Below are 21,319 nucleotides of genomic sequence, written 5' to 3' on the forward strand. Positions count from 1 at the left end.
TATTAAGCCAATGACCAATCCAAAGCCAATCTGAATAATTACAAAAGTTGATAAGAGTTAATTTCTAAAAATTTTTTAACACCTCCCTGTCGCCAAACGATAAATTAATTTTTGCCACACAGAACAAAAACAAAATAAGTCGCCGATTCCACTAGGGCTGAATGTTGCCCCTCAAAACGATCGACTAACATCCAGTTCTGATCTTTTTATTCAAGAATTTTGTTGAATCTCTAAGTGTATTTGGAAGAAATCGCATTTCATTAGAAATAGTTTTAAAGCAAAAGGATAAGCTGGATAAACGCTATGAATAAACGTCGAAAACCTGGTAAAAAATTACAATTATGGCATCTGATAACACTATTCACCGCCTGCCTCTTTGGAAAAGCCTATGGATTTTCTCTAGCTACCGAAGCCGATTACTGTAGTGTGCACTTGGCTGAGTGTGGAGTGATTCGTGGCGAAAGTGGGGAGACCATTGATTGCGGTAGCTGCTCAGATGGTGAGAGCTGTATGGCCAATCGCTGCGAGACTGGCTGCTCTCTCGATCAAACTGGTAAAGGTGCTTTTGACGGCCTCTTTGCTTATGTCCCGAACCAAGTTAGCAATACAGATTTATCTGGCAATGGGCACTCGGTTCAAACCACCTATACCGGGATACAACCTGATGACGGCGATGATTTCCCATTCGTAAGCCGTACAGATATGACCACAAAAGCTATTGCGCTGGACTTTGGCAATAGCAGTACTGGGCTACCTTTAACAGTTTCATTTAAATATATACCCTCTCAAGCGTTACAAACCAATACGCTGATTAGCTCCAGTAGCTTAACGGTAATCGAACGACAGGGAATCATCGCGACACAACTCCATGGCGATGATGATATCGAAGTCATCAATAACGAAAGCATTTCAAAAACCTATAGCTGCAACCAAGTCACTGCGGTAATCGAATCGGATATGGTGACCACCTATTTCAATGGCAATGTAATACAACATAATGTGAATACGAGTGGTGTAGATACATTGACCGGCGTGATGAATATTGGCCCTTATACAGGCAAGATCTGGGATCTACGGGTTTTTAACCGCGCCCTTTCTCCGGAAGAAGCCAGTAAGATCGGCGAGGATTGTGATGATAATGGTAGCCGGGAAACGCCTTTTGAAGGATACCCTAACTATCTCTGCGCTGTGTACCAGTGTATCTGGTGGCCCAATGATGTAGAAACCTCCGATGCATCTCTTCAATACCAAGTGAATGCCCATGATATGACCTGGGAACACAATGTACTGGCCACTGGTATGCACATGCACGGGGATCTCTGTGGTGAATATGAAAAGCCACGCGACTTACAACTAACGGAAGCCTATAGGAATTCCTGGGTAAACAATTTCAACAAAGACAACCCCTGGAATAATTTTGTCCTACATGAAAACTTCCATTCCTATCAGACCCGTGCCGGCGGCGGCAGTAAAATGCTACAGGAGTCGACTGCCAACTGGGGAGCCTATTCACAAAAGCCGGGGCATGACGGAGTAAACCTGTTAGGCATGTATACCTTACAGCCACACCAACCACTCCACACCGATCAAAGTTCGCCATTGGAGGAAGGCATCATAGATGCCTATAAAGGTGGCCATCAATATGGTGCCGGTATCTATGAATTTTATTTAAGTGAATACGTTACCGACCGAAAAATTATCGGTGATATTTATAATGACGACCGCCGTTACTCTGCCCCTGTAGCCGCCATGTACGACCTGGTGGCTCAGGCAGGTTACGATATGCGTGAGGTATTTTCAGAGTTTGCTGCGCGCACGATTACCTGGGATTACCCTGAGTATGGGGAGCAGTGGCGTCAGGCAGAGGTGGATTCCTATGGCCGCATGGTGAGTCAACAGCCTGACGATCTACCCGATGAGGAGGTCGATAATAAAATCGCAGAATTCTATGATGTTGAAGGCACCAATGGGCAATGGGTTGCAGTACCCGAGCGGTATCGTCCTGGCAGCTGGGCATATAACGCCTATGAGGTGGAAGTCTCGCGTGATGAAACCTACCTCATCGGTCTACGACCCTCGGTCACAAACACAGAATATGCCGAATTCCGGGCGCAAGCGGTGGTTTATAACGAAGACTCTAAAGAGCGACGTTACCACCCTATCCCTGTTGTTAGCGCTGGCGAGGAAGGCACTGTTACTGTGCCGGTCAGTAGCGGGGAAACCCTATACCTGGTGGTGGCCAGTACACCCTCGCAAAAGTTTACCGAATGGGATGCCTACCGCTACGATTATCTGATTGAAGCAGGTGCCACTGGTGGCAACGACAGAAACGGCTTGAACTGGGCCTATTACGAAGGCCAATGGGATCAACTGCCAGATTTCACCCAATTAACACCCGTTGCCACAGGTACCTCGACCAATATCGATATCAGCCAGCGCAATCGCAACGACTTTTTTGGCTTCCGCTTTGAAGGTGAGATTCAGATTGATACTGCCGGAACCTATACCTTCTACACCAATTCTGATGATGGCTCGCGCCTCTATATCGATGGGCAGATGGTAGTCGATAACGATGGTGAGCATCCTGCTCAAGAGCGCTCTGGACAAATCGAACTGAGTGCAGGGCGGCATGCACTAGTGGTGGATTTCTTCGAGCATGGGGGCAATGAAGTGCTTGAAGTAAGCATCGAAGGGCCGAACATCAATAAAACCCCCCTACCCGATGATATTGTCTATTCCGGCACTGATGGTGGCGGTTCTGGTGACACCAGCGGTGTTCTTTATGAATACTTTGAAGGCTCTTGGAATTCTCTGCCTGACTTTTCACAACTGACCGCCGTTAAGAGCGGTACTACAGCTAATTTCGATATTAGCCCCCGAGATCGTGATGATGAATTCGGTTTTCGCTTTGAGGGTGAGATTCAGATCGACACAGCGGGGAGTTACACATTCTATACAAACTCGGATGATGGTTCGCGTCTCATTATTGATGGCCAAACGGTGGTGGAAAATGATGGAGTGCATGCGCCGCGTGAAAACTCTGGGCAGGTTGATTTGACCAGTGGTCGTCACTCAATTGTGGTGGAGTTTTTTGAGCTTCACGGCGGCGAGGTGCTTGGGGTCAGTCTCGAAGGACCCGGAATCGACAAAATGGCCATTCCAAACACCCTACTCTTTACCGGTGTAGATGGTGGCGGCGGTGGTTCCGACAACACGGCCCCGGTAGCTGATGACTTGATGGTAACCGTGAACCAAAATAGCTCGGTCAACATCACCCTTACGGCTTCAGATGCCGATGACGATACGCTCGCATATTCTGTGGTTAACCCACCCTCCCACGGCGCCCTAAGTGGCCAGGCCCCAGACCTGGTTTATTCACCGGCTAATGGGTATAGCGGTAATGACAGCTTTACCTATATCGCCAATGATGGCAGTGAAGACAGTGAGCCAGCTACGGTCTCGATAACGGTCAACCCTGTTGGCTCAGTAACCCCGGCCAAACTGTATTTGATGGCCGGACAATCCAATATGGTTGGTCATGGCAGCAACAGTGCGCTGGAGATTATTGACCCCGCTCTGAACACTGCGAGGGATGACGTCTTTATCAAAGCGATTATCAGCCCCAACAAGGCCCTGGGAGCACTTCAGCCTGGTTATGGTTACGGCAATGGTAATTTTGGGGTCGAACTCAAAATGGGCCATGTGTTGGGCGATGTTCTGGATGAAGAGGTAGCCATATTCAAAGCCGCGCAAGGCGGCACCACCTTGGACAACCCCGATCACTGGCGCCCCTTGGCGTACGGCGGCAACGAGGGCAACCTGTATGACCAGATGATCACCGGCTTCGACGCTTTCCGGTCGAACGAGTTAGCGGATATCGATCATGAATTAGCCGGTTTTATTTGGTTCCAAGGTTACAACGATACTTTTGGCACTGAAGATAATTATGAAAATCATCTTCGTAATCTACTGACATCGATTCGTAATGATCTTGGCCAATCAGATCTGCCGGTTATCATCGTACAAATTAACGATAACCGCGGTGCAGCCGGTGAGGTAGTCATGGAAGCTCAACGGGTTGTGGCTGAAGAGGACCCGAATGCCAGCTTGGTCATTTCCAGTGATTTAAGGCCTTACTATCACTACGGTAATGACAGTTATGTGGTGATTGGCGAGCGGATAGCCCAGGCAGTATTGCCACAACTGGGGAGACCAGCGGCAATCGGTGATGAGTACACGGCAGCCCCGGATAACACGCTGAATGTGGACCAGTCACAGGGTGTTTTGCACAATGATTCAGGAGATGGCTTGTCGGCTGAACTAATCAGTACAACCCAACATGGCAACTTATCTCTCAATGGGGATGGTAGTTTCACTTATACCCCCGATGCGGATTATTTCGGGCCAGATCAATTTGAGTATCGTGTGCAAGCCAACGGCTTAGCAGGCAATACCAGTAAAGTGAAACTCTGGGTTCGCGATGAAAACGACCCTCTCACCCTGCATTACACCTTTGATAATTATTCCGAGGACTCGACCACGGATGATGCAGCTGGTATCAAAGCACGGGTCATCGGAGACGGAGTCAGCTTCGGCCAGGCCGGCTACGAGGGCTCAGCAGTCTATTTCAATGGCGAAGGCGTTCTACATTATTGGGAGACCTACCCCATTGTTGACTTCCTCAACCTCCACACCAGTCAGGATTTCAGCTTTGCCATTTGGGTGAAAACCGATACCTCAGTCACTGAAGAGCAAATACTGATCTCCAATAAGTATTACTATGGGCGAAATGGCGGCTTTGCTTTCACCACGTCCAGCAACGGTAGCATCAAAGCGCTAATCAGTGCCCAGGATCATGACAATCACAGCTACAACACCGTACGTGTCGAAGCTACTCAAGGGGTTATTGATGATGGTAACTGGCACCATGTCGCCATGGTGGCCGATTTTTCCAGTGAACAGTTGACGCTTTATGTCGATGGAGAGGTGGTTGGTCAGGGAGATCTAAGCGCCCTGGTTGGTGAAATCAATCAATATGAATCTGCCATAGGGGATGGTTCCGGCGGTGGTGACGGTAGCTCACAAGGTTTCCAGGGTTACCTGGACGATCTGCGTATCTATCGCAAAGCCCTAACAGCCCAGGAGGTTGCACAACTGGCGGACGTAGAAGATGGAGGTAATGGTGAGGGCAATGGCCTCAATTACGCCTATTACGAAGGGAGCTGGAACGAATTACCGGATTTCACCCAGCTGACTCCCGTTGCTACGGGTACTACTGCCAACATTGATATGACATTGCGCCAGCGCGATGATCTATTTGGCTTCCGCTACGAAGGTTATATTCAGATTGATACGGCTGGTACTTACCGGTTTTACACCCGGTCCGATGATGGCTCACGCCTCATTATTAACGACCAGGAGGTGGTAAGTAATGATGGTATTCACGGACCAGCCGATCGCTTTGGAGACACTGACCTTGGTACTGGCCGGCACCATATAATCATCGAATTCTTTGAATACTATGGCGGCGAACTGCTGGAAATGAGTTATGAAGGCCCGGGAATTACAAAGGTAGCAATACCCGATAATGTGCTTTTCCTAACCGATGACTCCAACTCAGGTACGGTGAGCGATGGGACCTATGAAATCGTCAATGCCGCCAGCGACCGCTGCGCAGATGTTACCGGGGCGAGTAATTCCAATGGAGCAGATATTATTCAATGGGATTGCCACGGCAACAACAACCAACGATGGCAAGTTACACAAGTTAGTGCTGGCCTTTATACCCTCACCGTGCTTCATAGTAACAAGCTGATGACAGTGGAGGCTGCCAATGATACTGAAGGTGCCAATGTGTATCAGTGGGAGGCCATTGACGATAACAGCCAGAGGTTTTACCTGGAGCACCAGGGAAATGGCACTTATCGAATCCGGCCTGCGCACTCTAACCTGTGTATCGAAACAGCATCAATCACAAATAGAGAATCCCTTTATCAGGGTGCTTGTGATGCTAGCGATGGAGAATACTGGGTATTCGAGAGTGATTAACTAGCACTATTAGTAGATAATTTGTAGATAATTTGTAGATAATGAAAGATAAAGGCCAGGGAGATTTTTCTCCCTGGCCTTTTTGTGTATTGGCTCAATTGTGTGCGTTTCTAACTGGGCAAATATCTTACACCAGAGCATCAACGCTCAACGTTCTTGACTCTTCCTCAGAGTTCACAACACTTCGCTGAAGTTTGAATAAAGGAAGAGATAACATGGCTGACATGTAAACCAATACCAAGAGAGCGGAAAAAAGCATTCCACCAGTAATGACCGCTGCAAGACCTCGATATATCGCTGCGCTATCACCGGGATTCAGAACCAGAGGCAAGTTGCCTAATATGCACGTTATGGTAGTCAGCATTATCGGGCGAATACGCAAGTTTACCGCGTTTTTAATCGCCTCAAATTGATTCGCACCGGCATTCATTGCCACCTGATACTGGTTGACCAATAGAATAGAGTTATTCACCACGAGTCCCATCAGCATTACAAAACCTATCATCGTAATAACATCGAGATTCTGCGTCACAAATAGGTTAAGGAAGCTAAGGCTCAACATACCACCAGCAAAAGATAAGGGTATTGCGAGTAAAACAGCTGCAGCCAACTTAATAGAACCCAAGGTAAAGGACATGATCATTCCTAATATCACTAAGGCAGCAATAAATAGATAGAGGAACTCCTGAAGAAACACCTTAAGCTCATTGGCACTGCCACGAAACTGAACGTGTACCCCCTGATACTCACCGGTACTCATAAAGCTTTTGACGCTTCCACTGACACTGTCGACAAAATCTTTCATGGCGATTTCTGCAGGCGGTGTTAGGTTCAAAGAAACACTAACATCCTGGTCAACACGAAGAATATTATCTGGGGCCAGGGTAATTTTTGCTTCAGTCAGTTGACGTAGAGGAACCAAGCCATGCCCTCCAATCATTATCTCCGTATCAAGAAGCTGTTTAAGATCCCTGGGCTCTCTAGACTTCAAATAGAATGGGAGCGTATTAGTCCCTGTATAGAAATTTCCCAGGTATACCCCATCGGTTAAGGTTACGAGATAACGATTGAAGTCCGATAGACTCACTCCAAAATGTATAAGCTGCTCCTGATTTGGCTGAAATTCAATACGCACCCCGCGGTCATTTAGCGCTGTGCCTTCCTGAATCTGGGCATTTGGAAACTCAGACCTTAAGTGGGTCAATAACTCTCTTCCCACAGACTGTAGGACTGGAAGTTCTGCGCCCTTCACATCTAACTGGCTAACTCGACTGTTAGGCATGGCAAATTGCAGCAACTGGCCTTGCCGGGTGAATATCCTTGTGCCGACCAAATCATGCACAACCTCTGTTTCGACCCAATTCTTGAATTCATCAAACTCCCAGTCACCATGAGTATAAAAATAGAGATTACACATAGCTGGGTAGCACATGATTCCATAGGTAGAAATCTGTGAACTTCGGGTACCGATGTTTCGTTCAATCCTGTTCTGGATGATCTGGGCTACTTCCTCTTCAATGACATCCAAAGCCATGGGCTCTTCAAAATTGATATAAGTGGAAACCATTGCCTGCTTGGGCTCTGGTAATACATCAATAGGTGGAGCTGCAACATAGGCAACAAAGAGTGCTACTGGTACACAGAGCAATAACACTGCATAAGCCCATTGTCGGCGCGTTGCCGGTAACACCGACCAATTTATAAATTTCGATAGTATTCGATTGGACTCATTACCCTTCTCTCGAGAAGCTTTTACTGATAAGCCTTTCAAGGTATACCGTGCTATCGCCGGCAAGAGAACCAGAGCGAACAACAATGAAGCCAGAAGTGCACTGGAGATAGTGAAGGCGAGATCCATAAACAATTGCCCAGTGGGCGATTGCATGGCGAGGATTGGCAGGAACACGATGACACTGGAGATTGTCGAAGATACTAATGCACCACTGACCTCTTGAGTCCCTTTGCGAATACTTGGTAAAAGTCCCAAACCCTGCTGCCGTAGCCGCTGGATATTCTCGACAACAATGATAGCGGCATCAACCAACAACCCGATGGATAGAGCCACGCCGGCCAAAGAGATAACATTCATACTCTTGCCAGCTATATACATTCCAAGGGTAACAAGAGCTACGCAGACCGGTATGCTGAGGAAAATCAGGAACAGAGTCCTTAGATCTCGCAAAAACCAATACAGGACAAGGCAAGCCAGTAATGCTCCCACTAGCAGGCTTCCGTAAACAAGCATTAGAGAATTTCTTATACTCTTTGAGTCATCGCGACTAAACGCCACCTCCATTCCTAGGTTCGATAAGTCTCCACGATTCAACTCATCGATCACCTGCTTGATGCTATCAATGGAATCTAAAACGTTGATATTCTCTGCCGGTTGTAAGTAGAAATAGAAAGCTCGGTTGCCTTGAAGCGCAAAGTAATTCCAATCGGAAACCAATCGGGTATGAACTGAGGCAATATCCCCTAGTTGAATGATGTGTGGCCCCCTACTGGCAATCGGTATATTGCGAAGCTCATTCAATGGAACATGGCCATTGAAATGTAGCCCGTATTCTTTGGAACCAATTTTGAGACTTCCACCAGACCGGTCTACCAAATCATTGAGACGGGATTGCACTTCATCTATGGTCAGTGAATGGTTGGCGAGCTTGACCGGTTCAAACTCAATATCGACACGCTGCTCCATGGGCGTGCCTGCGACTATCACCGAGGCGACACCAGGGACTTTACTAAATGCGGGTTGGATATGGTCTCTAAAAGCCTGGATGAGTTCAGCTTCACTAGCCGAAGTTTTCGAATAAAGGAAGAAGCTGGCTAGTGTAGCGCCTGCACCATTACTGAAGTTAAAGACTCGAGGTAGCGGTACATGTGAAGGCCAGTTTGGTACCTGGTTGATGCGCGAGAGCACATCAATATACACCTGCTCCATATCGGCATCTAAGTGAAAGGTCATGGTAGTCCAGGCAAAACCGTTGGAGGTATTGGTCTGAATCTCCTTGAGATGCCCTATTGAAGATAACTCTTGTTCCAAGGGAGCAACAAGAGCCTGTTCTATTTCACTCGCTGTCTTACCAGGCCAGGATGTCGCGAGAGCAATTTGGGGTCGATCAATGGCCGGCAATAGTGCATTGGGCAATTTAAGACCAGCGGTAATTCCTAGAATAACTAATAAGAAACCGCAGCTTATGATTACCGCGCTGTATTTCTCCAAAAGCTTCATGACTGTGCCTTATTCACCGGTATCACATCCTGATCTACCTGCAAGCCTTCATGCCCAACCACAACCAATAAATCACCGGGTTGGATTTCTGACTGGACAACGAAATAGGAGTCCAAAGTGTCGAGTATTCTTACTGGTACCTTATGTACTTTATTCTGCCCATCGACAGCCCAAACTTGATGAGTATTGCCTTCAAGCTTGACGGCATCTGATGGGACCCGGGTAATACTCTCGTTTTGAAACGCATTTTCAGCTCTTTTGAGCATGGAAACCTGGAAACGCTGTCCAACCAATAACGATTGGTATTGATCTCCATTACTTTCAAAATAGAGCGTTAAATTTTGAGTATCAGTTTCTACCGTTACGCCAATATCACGTAAAAAGATCGGCTCACCCTGAAGATGGAATTCAAACTTTTCTATGGAGGTGACTTCAGGCGCTTGGTCTTGGGGAACCTTGCACTCCAGTTGCTTCTTTTCCAGGGGTAACAATTGCGCAATTCTCTGGCCGGGACTTAACCTCTCACCTGGGCTAGCATTCACTTGTATCACTTGACCATTAAACGGCGCATAGTGTTTCAGATGTTCCAGGCGATATTCACTGGTTTGTAATTGCTGTTTCAATCGCTGCCTATTCAGCCGGTAGGTATTGACCTGAAGTAGCAGCACACTCAGCTGGGATTGAGACACCATCTCGCTTTGTCTTAAGGTCTCAAGCCTCGCCAATTCGTCTTTTGCATGTTTAAGTTGCGCCTCTACAAGCTCAAGATCGGTGCGAATGACCGCAATCTCACTGTTTAGGTAATAACCATCCTGCTCCGCCACCAAATCACCGGCTTTGATCGTCGAACCGACGGGCTTCACAGTAGTCAATTCAGCTTGATTATGACTGGAAACTTCATGTAAAAATGGTACGCTAACTGTACAATAAAGCGTCGTCTCCACGGCTTGCTGCCACTCCAAAGCCTTCTGTACGATGACACGCTCCTGACCAGCCGCATGCACAACCATTGAGCCCAAAGCCAATGTGATTAGCCAACAGCCTGTTTTTATTGGTTTGACCAGTGCAATATTCCTCATTCGCGTTCCTTACGAAAAAGTCAAATGAATTGAGTGGCTAAAAACGTGTTCTCAAGATTGCCATCTTCACAGAGAGTTGTCTTTGGCTATTTACCTGTAATTTGTACCAGATAAGACTCTTTAATTTACCTATATTTATACCATAATCGAATATATGCGATTAAAAGACTTTAAAGATTTTGTAGTTTTTTTTAGGCCTGTAAAGATTGTCTGCATCAAATTTAAAAGTGTCTAACAGGCTTCTCTTATTTCAGGTACCCAATTTTGGGAATACTGTTAAAGCAATCCCATTTATATCCTAGCAGTAAGAATTTACGTAGATTTAACTTGGCTATCTCTTAGTTTACCAATAGGCTATTTCCCATACTTCAAGCCTTCCTAAATGAAGGTTTGAGATCGGTAATTCACTTTAACGGTCCATTAAATAAAACATATCTATTTAAGATAAAAGAAATAATCCACCAACAAATAGGTCAAATATGTTCTTGAGGTTACTCTCTACCATCGTCTTACTGCTTTCATCGATCTATGCAACCGCGAACAGCGCCACAAATATTGGAGTCGTACCCCTAAATTATATTGATACCAGCAGGCCATCCTGGGATGGAGAGGGAAAGCGGCCTGTCACTTCTCACTTGTTTTACCCTACCGCCGAATCTCATAGCGAGCCTTTGTTACTAGGGCAGCCAGGTAAAGAGCTATTCAATGCTGGAGAGGTGGCTTGGGCAGCTAAACCACTTTTCAATGAAAAGATGCCTTTAATACTTCTGTCCCATGGAACTGGTGGATCCGCCCTACAAATGCTCTGGATTGCCCAGCGCTTAGTCGAGAATGGGTATCTGGTGCTTGGCGTCAATCATCATGGTAATACCGCAATAGAGCCTAAAAAATACGCTGCGGGTTACACTTTATGGTGGGAGCGAACGCGCGACCTCTCTTTTGCCTTAAATTCTATCCTGAAGGATGATGATTGGTCACAGCATATTGACCCCAGCAAGATAGGCGTTGTGGGTTTTTCTTTAGGTGGTTATACCGCACTCTCTGCTATCGGAGGCATTACAGATAGATCACTGTTCAAGGATTTCTGCAGTAGTCAGAAGAGAGATTTTACTTGTGAGGGACAAGCAGAGTTCCCAAATATCAACGAAGCCTTCAAAAAGGTGGAGAATAATCCCTATATAAAAGTTTCCCTCTCAGAACACGGAAGCTCTTATAAAATTAATCAAATTTCTGCAGCTTATATTCTCTCCCCAGCTGTCTCCCAGGCGCTAACCCAGGAAAGCTTAATGGATATCTCTATTCCAGTATCCGTTGCCGTCGGTTCTCTCGATAGCGTTGCACCCAGTTTGACCAATGCCCATAGGGTTGCATCTTTGATTCCAGGTGCTGAATACAAGGAGATAGAAAAAGCGAGCCACTACACTTTCCTATCTACTTGTACCCCTCTCGGCAAAAAGTACTTAGAAGGGCTTTGTGAAGATCACAAGACCCTTGAGAGATCACAAGTTCATGAGAGCCTAAGCCTGGATATACTTAAGTTTTTTGATCAAAAACTTAACCGCAAAGAGAAACAAACAATGGCATCCTATAAAGAGCATTAACTTTTTGTTCTCATCACTTTTGTTCACATCATTCTAAGAAGCGGGCTTGCAATATACTCTAAGAGTGATTGCAGCCCATCAATATTAAGAGCACAGGGCGGTCATAGTTATAGTGGTAAATGTCTCAATAGATACTTGACCAGATATTTCATAACTATGGAGCTAAACGGCTTTAGGAGAGCAAATAGCCTCTACTGCCATACCAATAGCAAGTAAATCTAAATCTTCACCAGGCAGACCATCAAGTTCGAGTCCTATGGGTAAACCAGTTGTTGTGCTCTCCAAAGGAATGCTAAGACCCGGAGCACCCCAGACGGCCGTTGCTGCAATATTTCGCTCATACACTTGCAGCGTTGGCACTGACATCCCATTAATATTGATCGACAGCGATGAGGTCGCAATTGGCTGAGCCTCAATGGATGCTGTAGGGAAAATTATCGCATCAATACCTTTGCGTTTTATAACATCAAGATATTTCTGCTGTACTTTCGGCAGTTTACTTAAAGCGTGTTTATATTGCTCATCTGTTGGCGCACTGCGCCCAATCACCGATTCCTGATAAATCTCTTTCACATCTGCACTGGCGATACAGTCAATTAGCTGCTCAAGGGAAGTATCAGGTTGATATTTCTGCAAAAAAGCAATCATTGCCGACTTCATTTGGTGATAAGCGATTGGGTAGCCTATGTCGAAGGCAGAATCTACCAGCTCTGTCAAACCTAACTCCGTTAATGTCAAGCCTGCTTTTTTCAACCGCTCCCGGGCTAATTGGAAAGCGGACTTCACTCGGGGAGAAAGGTCAGCTGACTGGGGATAGGCAACGGCAAAGTGTAAACCCTTAAGCTCTTTTCGATTAGGCAATGGAGTTTTATTCATTATTGAAAATAGATAGGTCACATCTTCCACAGTTCGCGCCATGGGGCCTACAACGTCGAATGTTGGAACCGAAGGGACAACGCCAGCCTGACTTAAAGCGTGTGTTGTGGGGCGAAAACCAACAATGCCCGTCAGTGCTGCGGGCAATCTTACGGAACCTGCCGTGTCCGTACCTAACCCGGCAGGTACTATACCGGCCGCAATCGCAGCTGCAGTGCCTCCGGAAGAGCCACCTGGGAAGCAGGTTAAATCCATAGGGTTCCTTACTGCACCAAAAGCCGCATTATTTGAAGTCACACCAAATGCCAACTCATGCATGTTTGCCTTGCCCACTATAATGGCATTCGCATCGATTAAAGAACGCACGACAGGCGCTGAGTGGCTGGCAATGAAGTCTATACCGGGTGTACCAGCCGTTGTATGCATGCCTTTCACATTGATATTGTCTTTGATTGCCAAAGGAATGCCGCTGAGAGGCCCTAAAGGTGCTCCTTCAGCCACCAACCTATCGATATACTGTGCTGCAGCTAATGCTTTTTCTTTATCTAAGCTAATAAAAGCACGGAGGTTCTCATCGGCGCGAGCTTTACCCAAGGAATCCTCAATCAATACAGTTGACGTCAACTGACCAGCACGGATTTTTTCAGCAAGTTGTAAAATAGATTGCGTCATTTATATCTTCCGGTATATCTTCCGGCGTGAGGAATGATTAAGGTTACTCTAGATTGTTAATCGGGAGTCAACCATTCCCTACCTCACGTTGGGCACATATAAGGTTAAAAGACAAAGCAAATTTTATTCATCAGGCTTATAGGCCGGATTGTATATAGAATATACCCTCACATACGAGAACTTATTGCTTGGACTAACATCATAAAAAGCGCACATCATTAGTCGGAACTTTGAGCCAGCATTATAATGAACCTCATTCCACTCAAGATCTTTTTTACAGAGAAAATCTATCGGCGCTTCAGAGGCTACAGTTTTTTCATCTGCTAAAAAGTGAGTATGATTCATAATCACTTCTTGCATTTTTTCAGCAACCCCAGACCAAAAGGTCAGAATTTGGTCACGACCAATATTTTTACGGGCTTGAGGGACATACTCGAAAGTTGCATTCTTTTCATAGTAACTGTCAAAGAAATCATCTAAGCTGATTCCCCCAGTGAACGTAGAGTTAAAATCACTAATGTACTGCCGATATCTTTTTTCAGTAAACATATAAACAGCTCATATATTTTCAGATCCAAATTTAGGAATGAAAATGGCCCCATAGACTTACCACATAAAATTCAACACCCACAATACAGATTAAGAATCTTTCATTGATATTTACCAGTAACACTTCAAGTTAGATTATAGTGACCCGGTGCAATCACTCCATTTGGATCGAAAACCTTCTTAATATCTCTTGTGATTTGCCAAAAAATATCATCAGGATCAACAACAAGATCCATGAAATCAACATACAGACGGTTAGGATGGAAACCAGCCTTAATGAATTCTTCATTAAGTTCCTTTGCCAAGGATCGCGATTCCTCTCGTGCTATTTCATCGGTACGTTTAAAGTGCGTTGATATACTGAAATGTGTTGTCTTGTCATCGACAAGTCCAAATGCATAACTTGCCTGAGCTTTACTATAATGACCATTTACCATCCGAACAATTGAGTTTGCCTGCTGAACATATTCAACATTCATTGGTACCGTTGGAAGAATAAAATGCATGCCAATGTCAGTATGATCTGGATTCTCCCATCCTTCAGGGAGCTCCGTTTGAGCCGGCCAATAAATACTCATAATAGGTCGATCACTGGGTTCGCCCAATGCCATACGATAAAATCCTGCATTACAATGGATAAAAGAGTGCATCTTTTTCCAACCGATAAGATTGGAGGCATACAACCCCAAACTAATCAACCTATCAGTGACATAAAAGGTCATACCCCAAGGGCTCAATCTCTTCAGCTCATTTTTTGCGGCCTTTATTTGATATTTAGTGCCGCTGATATTTGAAAATATAATACCTGCACCAAATGCGTATCGATTCAGAAACCCCATCAAACTCTCACGATCTATATCAACACCCCGCTCCTTAAGATCTTGATACATGACAGGAGCCAGACCATTTTTAACTCGGACATTTTCATAGTAATGAGTAATCGAGTTAATCAGGCCAAGCTGTTTAATCTCTTTGAGAGCATTAATTGCATCACCCAGGTAACTTTCATCCTTTAAAATAGTCACAAACATACATTTTTTCTCAGGCCTTCTTCTCAGCTCAATGGTTGCACGAGTGACAACTCCAAAATTTGACTGCAAAAAAATCCGAAGATATGACGGCCCTATTCCTTCAGGAAAGGTATTGGTTGCCTTACAGTTTGCATAGTGCCCGAACCCTGTTTTAAATATCCTGCCATCGCCGAGAACAACTTCCAAATTTAGAAGTTGTTTATAACGTTCCATATTGTACCCAACCCCCTTATCTAGAGCGTTGCCTACAATGCTAGTATCCTTTGCAGAGCCAGTTGTGTCTGAAAAATAATTTGAACCAGTTTCATTGAGGTAATTGAAAAGTTGAAACTGTGTCACTCCCGGCTCAATAACGGCAAAGCCAAACTCTTCATTTACCTCAATAATTTTATTCATACGATGTAGGTCAACAAGTATAAGACCACCTTGCGATGATAGCTTTGATCCAAAGCCCCAAGACTTCCCAGTGCTAAAAGGCTGTATACATACTTTAAACTTATTTGCATATAAGACTATTTGTCTAACTTCCTCAGCAGACTCAGGATATAAAATAAACGGAACATCTACGTTATACGATGTAACATTCTCAACCTGATGCGCTATTTCATCCTGCTTAGATAAAACTTGATCATCCCTAAGAGTCTTTCTGATTTCCGACAAAAAATCTTTTAACATAACCACTCCACACAACCCTATACCGGTTCAAACTCGCGACATCCGAACGCCCTAACACTTAACGCTCTGCTGGGAATCTACTATTACTCTAAAATCACAACAGTAAAGATATAGACCTCAGGCAAATACTAATAGCAAAAAATCCTAGAGTTTATTTAGGTGCCTGCAATACAAGTTAAGCGACAAATTAATATGCAGGTCTCTTCTATACACATTTAAGCGCAATCCTACATATTAAAGATCTTTATAAAGACAAAAGAGAGATACAGTATGCATATAAAGGCGCCCACCACTTCCGACGCCCCCCTGTGGGATCGCCTAATGGGCAATTACTCCTTTGCCTGCCTGATGGTCGCGGCCCAGCTCGATATTTGCGGGTTAATTGAAGAAGGCTGCAATACCAGTGAAAAGTTAGCCCGGAAATTACAACTCAGCCACAAAGGCATTAATCACTATCTCTTGATACTGAATCATTTGGGTTACATCAGGATTGAAAATCACCAACTAAAGAACACTAAACTTGCAAAAAATTACCTGGACAAGTCCAGTCCCTATTATTGGGGTGAAGTCCTCCTCGATCCCTTTGCCATCTATGATATTAACCACCTGGACAAAAAGATTTTAACCAGCCTGAAACGCGAATATGAACTTGAGTGCAAAGGTCGCTCGGTAACGGATATGTGGCAGAATGACGAAATGGATAATGAGTCTGCTGCAGCCTTTACCCATTTAATGCATGCGCAAGGTTTCGCTTCCGCAGTTAAGGCAGCTTCAAATGATATTTTCAAAAGCGTTAATACCTTACTGGATGCCGGTGCTGGCTCTGGAACCATAGCGCTGGCCTTTTGCGATGCCTACCCAGATCGCAATGCCCTGCTCTTTGATCTGGGGCCTGTCTGTGAGACAGCGAAAGAGTATGTTCAAAAATTCAACAAAAAAGAGCAGATAACCATAGTGAAGGGAGACCTGTTCAGCGCCAATTGGCCCACAGGTTTTGATGGTATTTGCTTTAGCAATGTACTGCACGATTGGCACAAAGCGACTTGTGAAAACCTGCTAAGCAAAGCTTTCTCTTTGTTACCTAAAGGAGGCCATATCTTTATCCATGACATGCTCTTAGACGAGAGCCAGCTGACCCCAAGCCTATTTAGCTTCCATCTTTTTATGAATCACGGCTCACAGTTGTTTTCAGAGCAACAGCTAGACCAACTCCTCACTAAAGCGGGTTTTAAAAACCCTCAATGTCATAAAGCGCTTAGCTACTTTTCTGTGGTATCAGCCCAAAAAACCTGACTGTATTTCAATTAACTTCGACAGCTCCTAAGAGAGCCGCGGCGGTTCACCGTAGTTGGGATCGCTACTGACAAGCCAGGCCACTGTGCCTGGAGGCGCTTTGTACCAGCCGGGATCTCGATAATCTCCTGGTGCCAAATCATCGCGTACTTTCACCAGGGTAAACATGCCGCCCATCTCGATATTTCCATAGGGGCCTTTACCGACGAGCATCGGCATAGTATTGCGCGGTCCTGGGAGGTGCCCCTCTTCTACATGGACCTGGTGCTCGGCCATACCATAGCGTCCCATGGGCATGAAGCCCGGCAGCATCTCTTGAATTTCAGCCGCTACACCGCTTTGATTCACCCCCATCGGATTGGGAATATTGTGACCCATCGCATTCATGGTGTGGTGGGCCATATGACAGTGGAAGGCCCAGTCGCCGGGCACGGCAATAAACTCTATATCGCGGGTCTGTCCCACAGCGACAATCTCCGTAGCTTCCTGCCGCCACTGGGAACGGGGCCAACGGCTTCCGTCGGAGCCGGTAACGTAGAACTGCACTCCATGCATATGCATGGGATGGTTCCACATAGACAGATTTCCCATGCGCACGCGTACCCGCTCACCGGTACGGGCAACCAAAGGATCAATTGCCGGAAATACTTTGCTGTTGATCGTCCAGAGATCAAAGTCCACCATCACCGATGGGTCCGGTCTATAGGTACCCGGATGTACCGCCCAATTATGCAGTAGGAAACAGTAATCACGGTCTACTGGTTCAATCTCTGGCTCTCGGGGATGAATAATAAACATCCCCATCATACCTTCCGCCATCTGCACCATCTCATCCGCATGAGGGTGGTACATGTGAGTACCTTGTTGGTTGAGGGTAAATTCGTAGGCGAAAGTCTCGCCGGGCTGGATATGTGGCTGGGATACACCCCCGACTCCATCCATGCCACTCGGTAGGATAATGCCGTGCCAATGTACCGTGGTATGTTCCTTGAGGCGGTTAGTCACCAGTATTCGCACCCGATCCCCTTCCACGGCCTCGATCGTTGGGCCTGGGGTGGTCCCGTTGTACCCCCAACATTTGACACGGGTGCCGGGGGCAAACTCATGCTCCACCTCTTCTGCCACCAAGTGGAATTCCTTAACATCCCCTTTTAACCTGTAGGGAAGTGTCCAACCATTGAGAGTACGGGTCGGGACATAGCTGGAAGTTTTATCGCCCTTTGACGATGCATTAGGTGATTGGGTCTTCTTCCCTGCTGCTGCCCGCGCGTCCAGCGCAGCACCCAGTGACCCCAGGCTTCCAGCCTGCAAGAATCTACGCCGTGAAATCATCCGTGACTCCCCTCATGGCGCCATACCGTGATGTTTGTGCCCATCTGCAGGAGCCTCCTGTGAATCTTTCCCGTGCTCCCCATGCTTCCAGGTCGACCTTGGGCTTATAAAGGCCTCTACATCTACCTTCCCTGCAGAGACTTGATTACTGCTCGGCAGGCGCCGACCCACAGCTTCCGCCAGTGAGGCGCGCGCTACCCAATAGTCTCCCAACGCCTCAAGGTAGCCCTGGTAAGCGTCATACTCCCGTTGCTTACTGAGTAGCAGCTCAAAAGTGCCAATCAGCATGTAATTTTCTTCCAGTTGCGCCTGTGTAACCGCTTCCATTCGTGCCGGAATTAAACGGGATCTAAACACAGCAACTCTTGCCCTGGCACTTTGCGTTTTAGCGAAAGCAAGACGTACGCCATTGTCACTTTCCAACAGCAGACGCGCCAGCAAACCTATAGATGCCTGTAACTCGGCATCCAGCTCAAGCAGGCGATCTTCATGTTGGGTAAAAATCGGAATCTCCCAATCCAATAGCGGCCCGGTTAGATTGGCACCGTCGTCCTCTCGCTCGCGACCAATACCAAAATCCATCTCTCCCAGCCAACGCCGCCAATTATTGTAGTGAAGATCCTCTGCCAGCCTCTCTGTGCGCGCTATGGCTACCGCCAAGTCGAGACGGTTCTCCCGAGCAAGAAGCAATAGCTCTTGCAGACTGTCTTCATGGAGAACCGGTAAAGACAACTGTGGATGCACATCCCAGATACCATCCACTGACAGTCCTAACATTGTTGCCAACTCGTTACGTGCGGCAAAAGCCGTTTCTTCAGCCTGTAACGCAACAATCTGTGCCTCTGCAGCCGCTGCCTCTGCTAATGCCAGATCCCGGGGTGTCAGATTCCCGGCTTCAAAGTAACGGCGAGCCAGTTGCCAGGAGAGATCCGCAGCTTTAGCGATTTGCCCACGCATAACGGAGACTTGTTGAGCAGCGATACAGTGGTAAAAGGCTCCCTCCGCACGAGCGGCAAGGTGTAACAGTTCCGCACCGACTTCTTGCTGGACCGTAGCAAACTCCATCGCAGCTAGGCGTTTACGTGTGGGGAGTGTGATCAGGTCGGAAAGGGAAGCCATTAGGCCGTAGGTATTCTGGGTCTGTTCGCCTGATAATAAAGAAGCGGAAAATATCGGGTTACCGATGCGCCCGGCCCGGTATATCTCAGCGGCGGCAATATTGAGTTGAGCATAATAGCCGCGCAGTTCAGGATTATTGATCAATGCGATCTGCATGGCCCTATCGGCGTTGAGGGGTGTGGCACTGAGTTCAGCCACCAATGTGGGCACAAGCTCCGGGATTAGGATCTGCGCCGGCCGACCCCGCAGTTGCACCTGCTGGACAACCTGGTCCCGCCCTAACTCTACGGGCAGTGGTGAGCAGGCTGCCAACGCCAGTGTTAAGGCGAGGATTGAGCGCTCTACCGAGCCCTTTCGCCAATAAGCCAAGGTGGTTCCCGTCATCCCATTTCTGGGAAACAGTTTAGTTGAGGGACTTTAGCAAATCTGTCTCAGTCACTTGATGCGACCCAATATCGAGGGAATCCATTGGCTTATTTCAACTCTAAGCTTCTAGCCCATTTTTTAATCCAGCTTTACTCATCAATTTAATCCCGCAGGTTACTTCTAATATGAATAGCTAAGAATGCGTAAAGGAAAGCGGAAAGCTGGGGACCTCTATGGCTATTGGACACCTAAACTGGGATCAGTTGCTCTGCCATGCCAAATCACTATCTGAACACGGCGGCCTAAGCGTGCCCGCCAACGCCAGTAGGATTGAAGACCTCCCAATCAGTGGGCCCGAGGAGATCTTGCGCATCACCAAGGCCATAGCAAAGACAAACGGCGCCATCTTAAACTCCAGTGGTGGTACCACGGGAAAACCAAAGCTCGCTTACACGCCCTTCCACCAGGCAATGGAAAGGCTACTCCAACACTGGAAACCGCTGGGGCCTGGCAGTGTACTTCTCAACCTTTTCAATCCGGGCCGTTTATGGGGTGCCCACTACTTTATCCAAACCCTCTGTGAAAAGAGTAAAGCCACCTCTGTGCCCGCAGGCCCATTTACCCCAGAAGAAGTGAGTGCATGGATAGAGACATTTGAAGAAATTGGGATCAATGCCCTCGCAGGAGCGCCAACAGGATTAGCTGACTTTGCCCAGGGATTAATGGATGCCAAAGGCAAACTGGCTATCAATACCATTATCTGGATGGCGGAACCCTGGACCGAGAGCAAGTTTAAAGCAGTGCGTAGTGCCTTCCCCAACGCCGGATTCTGGTGTGACTACGGATCGGTGGAAACCAACAGTATTGCCGTCAATGGGCCAGAGTGTGATCGGGATACCTACCATCTGCTCCCGGATCAATTGATCGAACTCGATGATCACGGAGCCCTATTGACCCGCATCGGCGATGGCTGGACGGTACCGCTCATTCGCTACCGCCTGGGCGATAAAATCGAGGAAAGCCATTGCGGCTGCGGCCGCAGCGATGCACTTATTATTGAAGGGCGTGCAGATGACTCCGTCAGCTTACTGAGTGCACTGATCAGTACCGATCAAATAGTCAAACTCGCCGAACAGGTCCCTGGTGTTGAGGAGGTCCAGCTGCTTCTCACACGAAGCAAGAAAGAGACAGCTATCAGGGAGGCCAGTGTCTTTACCATTACTTTCACTGGCGCCGCAGAACCGCAACAGGTAAGTAAACAAATCTTAAATGGCATTCACAATTTAGCTTCAGTGGTCCATCAATACCCCGACTCATTTCTGGTAAAACGGGTACAAAAACTACAGAGGGTTACACGAACCAATAAAGTTCCCGCTGTAGTTTGGAGAGAAATGGAAACATAGCTCTGGCTAAAACAGCATCAACACTCGTTTCGCAGGGATGAGT

At 46.8% G+C, this 21,319-nt stretch carries 11 protein-coding genes; 4 read left to right on the plus strand and 7 right to left on the minus strand.

The window, feature by feature from the left end; genetic code table 11:
• The first annotated feature begins 303 nt into the window (after positions 1-303).
• Positions 304-6,048, plus strand: a complete 5,745-nt coding sequence (locus ACXAFI_RS09275; RefSeq protein WP_475108582.1) for a PA14 domain-containing protein — start codon at positions 304-306, stop codon at positions 6,046-6,048.
• A gap of 127 nt (positions 6,049-6,175) precedes the next feature.
• On the opposite strand, the gene ACXAFI_RS09280 is transcribed toward ACXAFI_RS09275, so the two are convergent.
• Positions 6,176-9,280, minus strand: coding sequence for an efflux RND transporter permease subunit (locus ACXAFI_RS09280; protein ID WP_475108583.1), 3,105 nt, complete (start codon positions 9,278-9,280; stop codon positions 6,176-6,178).
• Positions 9,277-10,359, minus strand: coding sequence for an efflux RND transporter periplasmic adaptor subunit (locus tag ACXAFI_RS09285; protein ID WP_475108584.1), 1,083 nt, complete (start codon positions 10,357-10,359; stop codon positions 9,277-9,279). The genes ACXAFI_RS09280 and ACXAFI_RS09285 overlap by 4 nt, the downstream gene beginning before the upstream one ends.
• 671 nt (positions 10,360-11,030) lie before the next feature.
• Here ACXAFI_RS09285 and ACXAFI_RS09290 point away from each other — a divergent pair.
• On the plus strand, positions 11,031-11,960 hold the full coding sequence (locus ACXAFI_RS09290; protein ID WP_475108585.1) for an alpha/beta hydrolase family protein: 930 nt from the start codon (positions 11,031-11,033) through the stop codon (positions 11,958-11,960).
• A gap of 162 nt (positions 11,961-12,122) precedes the next feature.
• Here ACXAFI_RS09290 and ACXAFI_RS09295 read toward each other — a convergent pair whose 3' ends face one another.
• The 3 genes from ACXAFI_RS09295 to ACXAFI_RS09305 form a co-directional block, all read right to left on the minus strand.
• Positions 12,123-13,508: an amidase family protein gene (locus ACXAFI_RS09295; RefSeq protein WP_475108586.1), complete on the minus strand. Its 1,386-nt coding sequence runs from the start codon at positions 13,506-13,508 to the stop codon at positions 12,123-12,125.
• A 123-nt stretch (positions 13,509-13,631) separates the two neighbouring features.
• Positions 13,632-14,057 (minus strand): hypothetical protein, encoded by a 426-nt coding sequence (locus tag ACXAFI_RS09300; protein ID WP_475108587.1) that lies wholly within the window; start codon positions 14,055-14,057, stop codon positions 13,632-13,634.
• A gap of 125 nt (positions 14,058-14,182) precedes the next feature.
• Positions 14,183-15,763, minus strand: coding sequence for an FAD-binding oxidoreductase (locus ACXAFI_RS09305; RefSeq protein WP_475108588.1), 1,581 nt, complete (start codon positions 15,761-15,763; stop codon positions 14,183-14,185).
• A 348-nt stretch (positions 15,764-16,111) separates the two neighbouring features.
• On the opposite strand from ACXAFI_RS09305, the gene ACXAFI_RS09310 reads away from it, so the two are divergent.
• A complete protein-coding gene (locus ACXAFI_RS09310; protein ID WP_475108589.1) occupies positions 16,112-17,056 on the plus strand; it encodes a methyltransferase in 945 nt (314 codons plus the stop codon).
• 27 nt (positions 17,057-17,083) lie between these two features.
• Here ACXAFI_RS09310 and ACXAFI_RS09315 read toward each other — a convergent pair whose 3' ends face one another.
• Positions 17,084-18,388 (minus strand): multicopper oxidase family protein, encoded by a 1,305-nt coding sequence (locus ACXAFI_RS09315; protein WP_475108590.1) that lies wholly within the window; start codon positions 18,386-18,388, stop codon positions 17,084-17,086.
• A gap of 12 nt (positions 18,389-18,400) precedes the next feature.
• Positions 18,401-19,891 (minus strand): TolC family protein, encoded by a 1,491-nt coding sequence (locus ACXAFI_RS09320; RefSeq protein WP_475108591.1) that lies wholly within the window; start codon positions 19,889-19,891, stop codon positions 18,401-18,403.
• 215 nt (positions 19,892-20,106) lie between these two features.
• Between ACXAFI_RS09320 and ACXAFI_RS09325 the strand changes: the two genes are divergently transcribed.
• A complete protein-coding gene (locus ACXAFI_RS09325; protein ID WP_475108592.1) occupies positions 20,107-21,276 on the plus strand; it encodes an AMP-binding protein in 1,170 nt (389 codons plus the stop codon).
• The last annotated feature ends 43 nt before the right edge of the window (positions 21,277-21,319 follow it).

This window comes from Microbulbifer sp. ABH2_005, assembly GCF_056160005.1.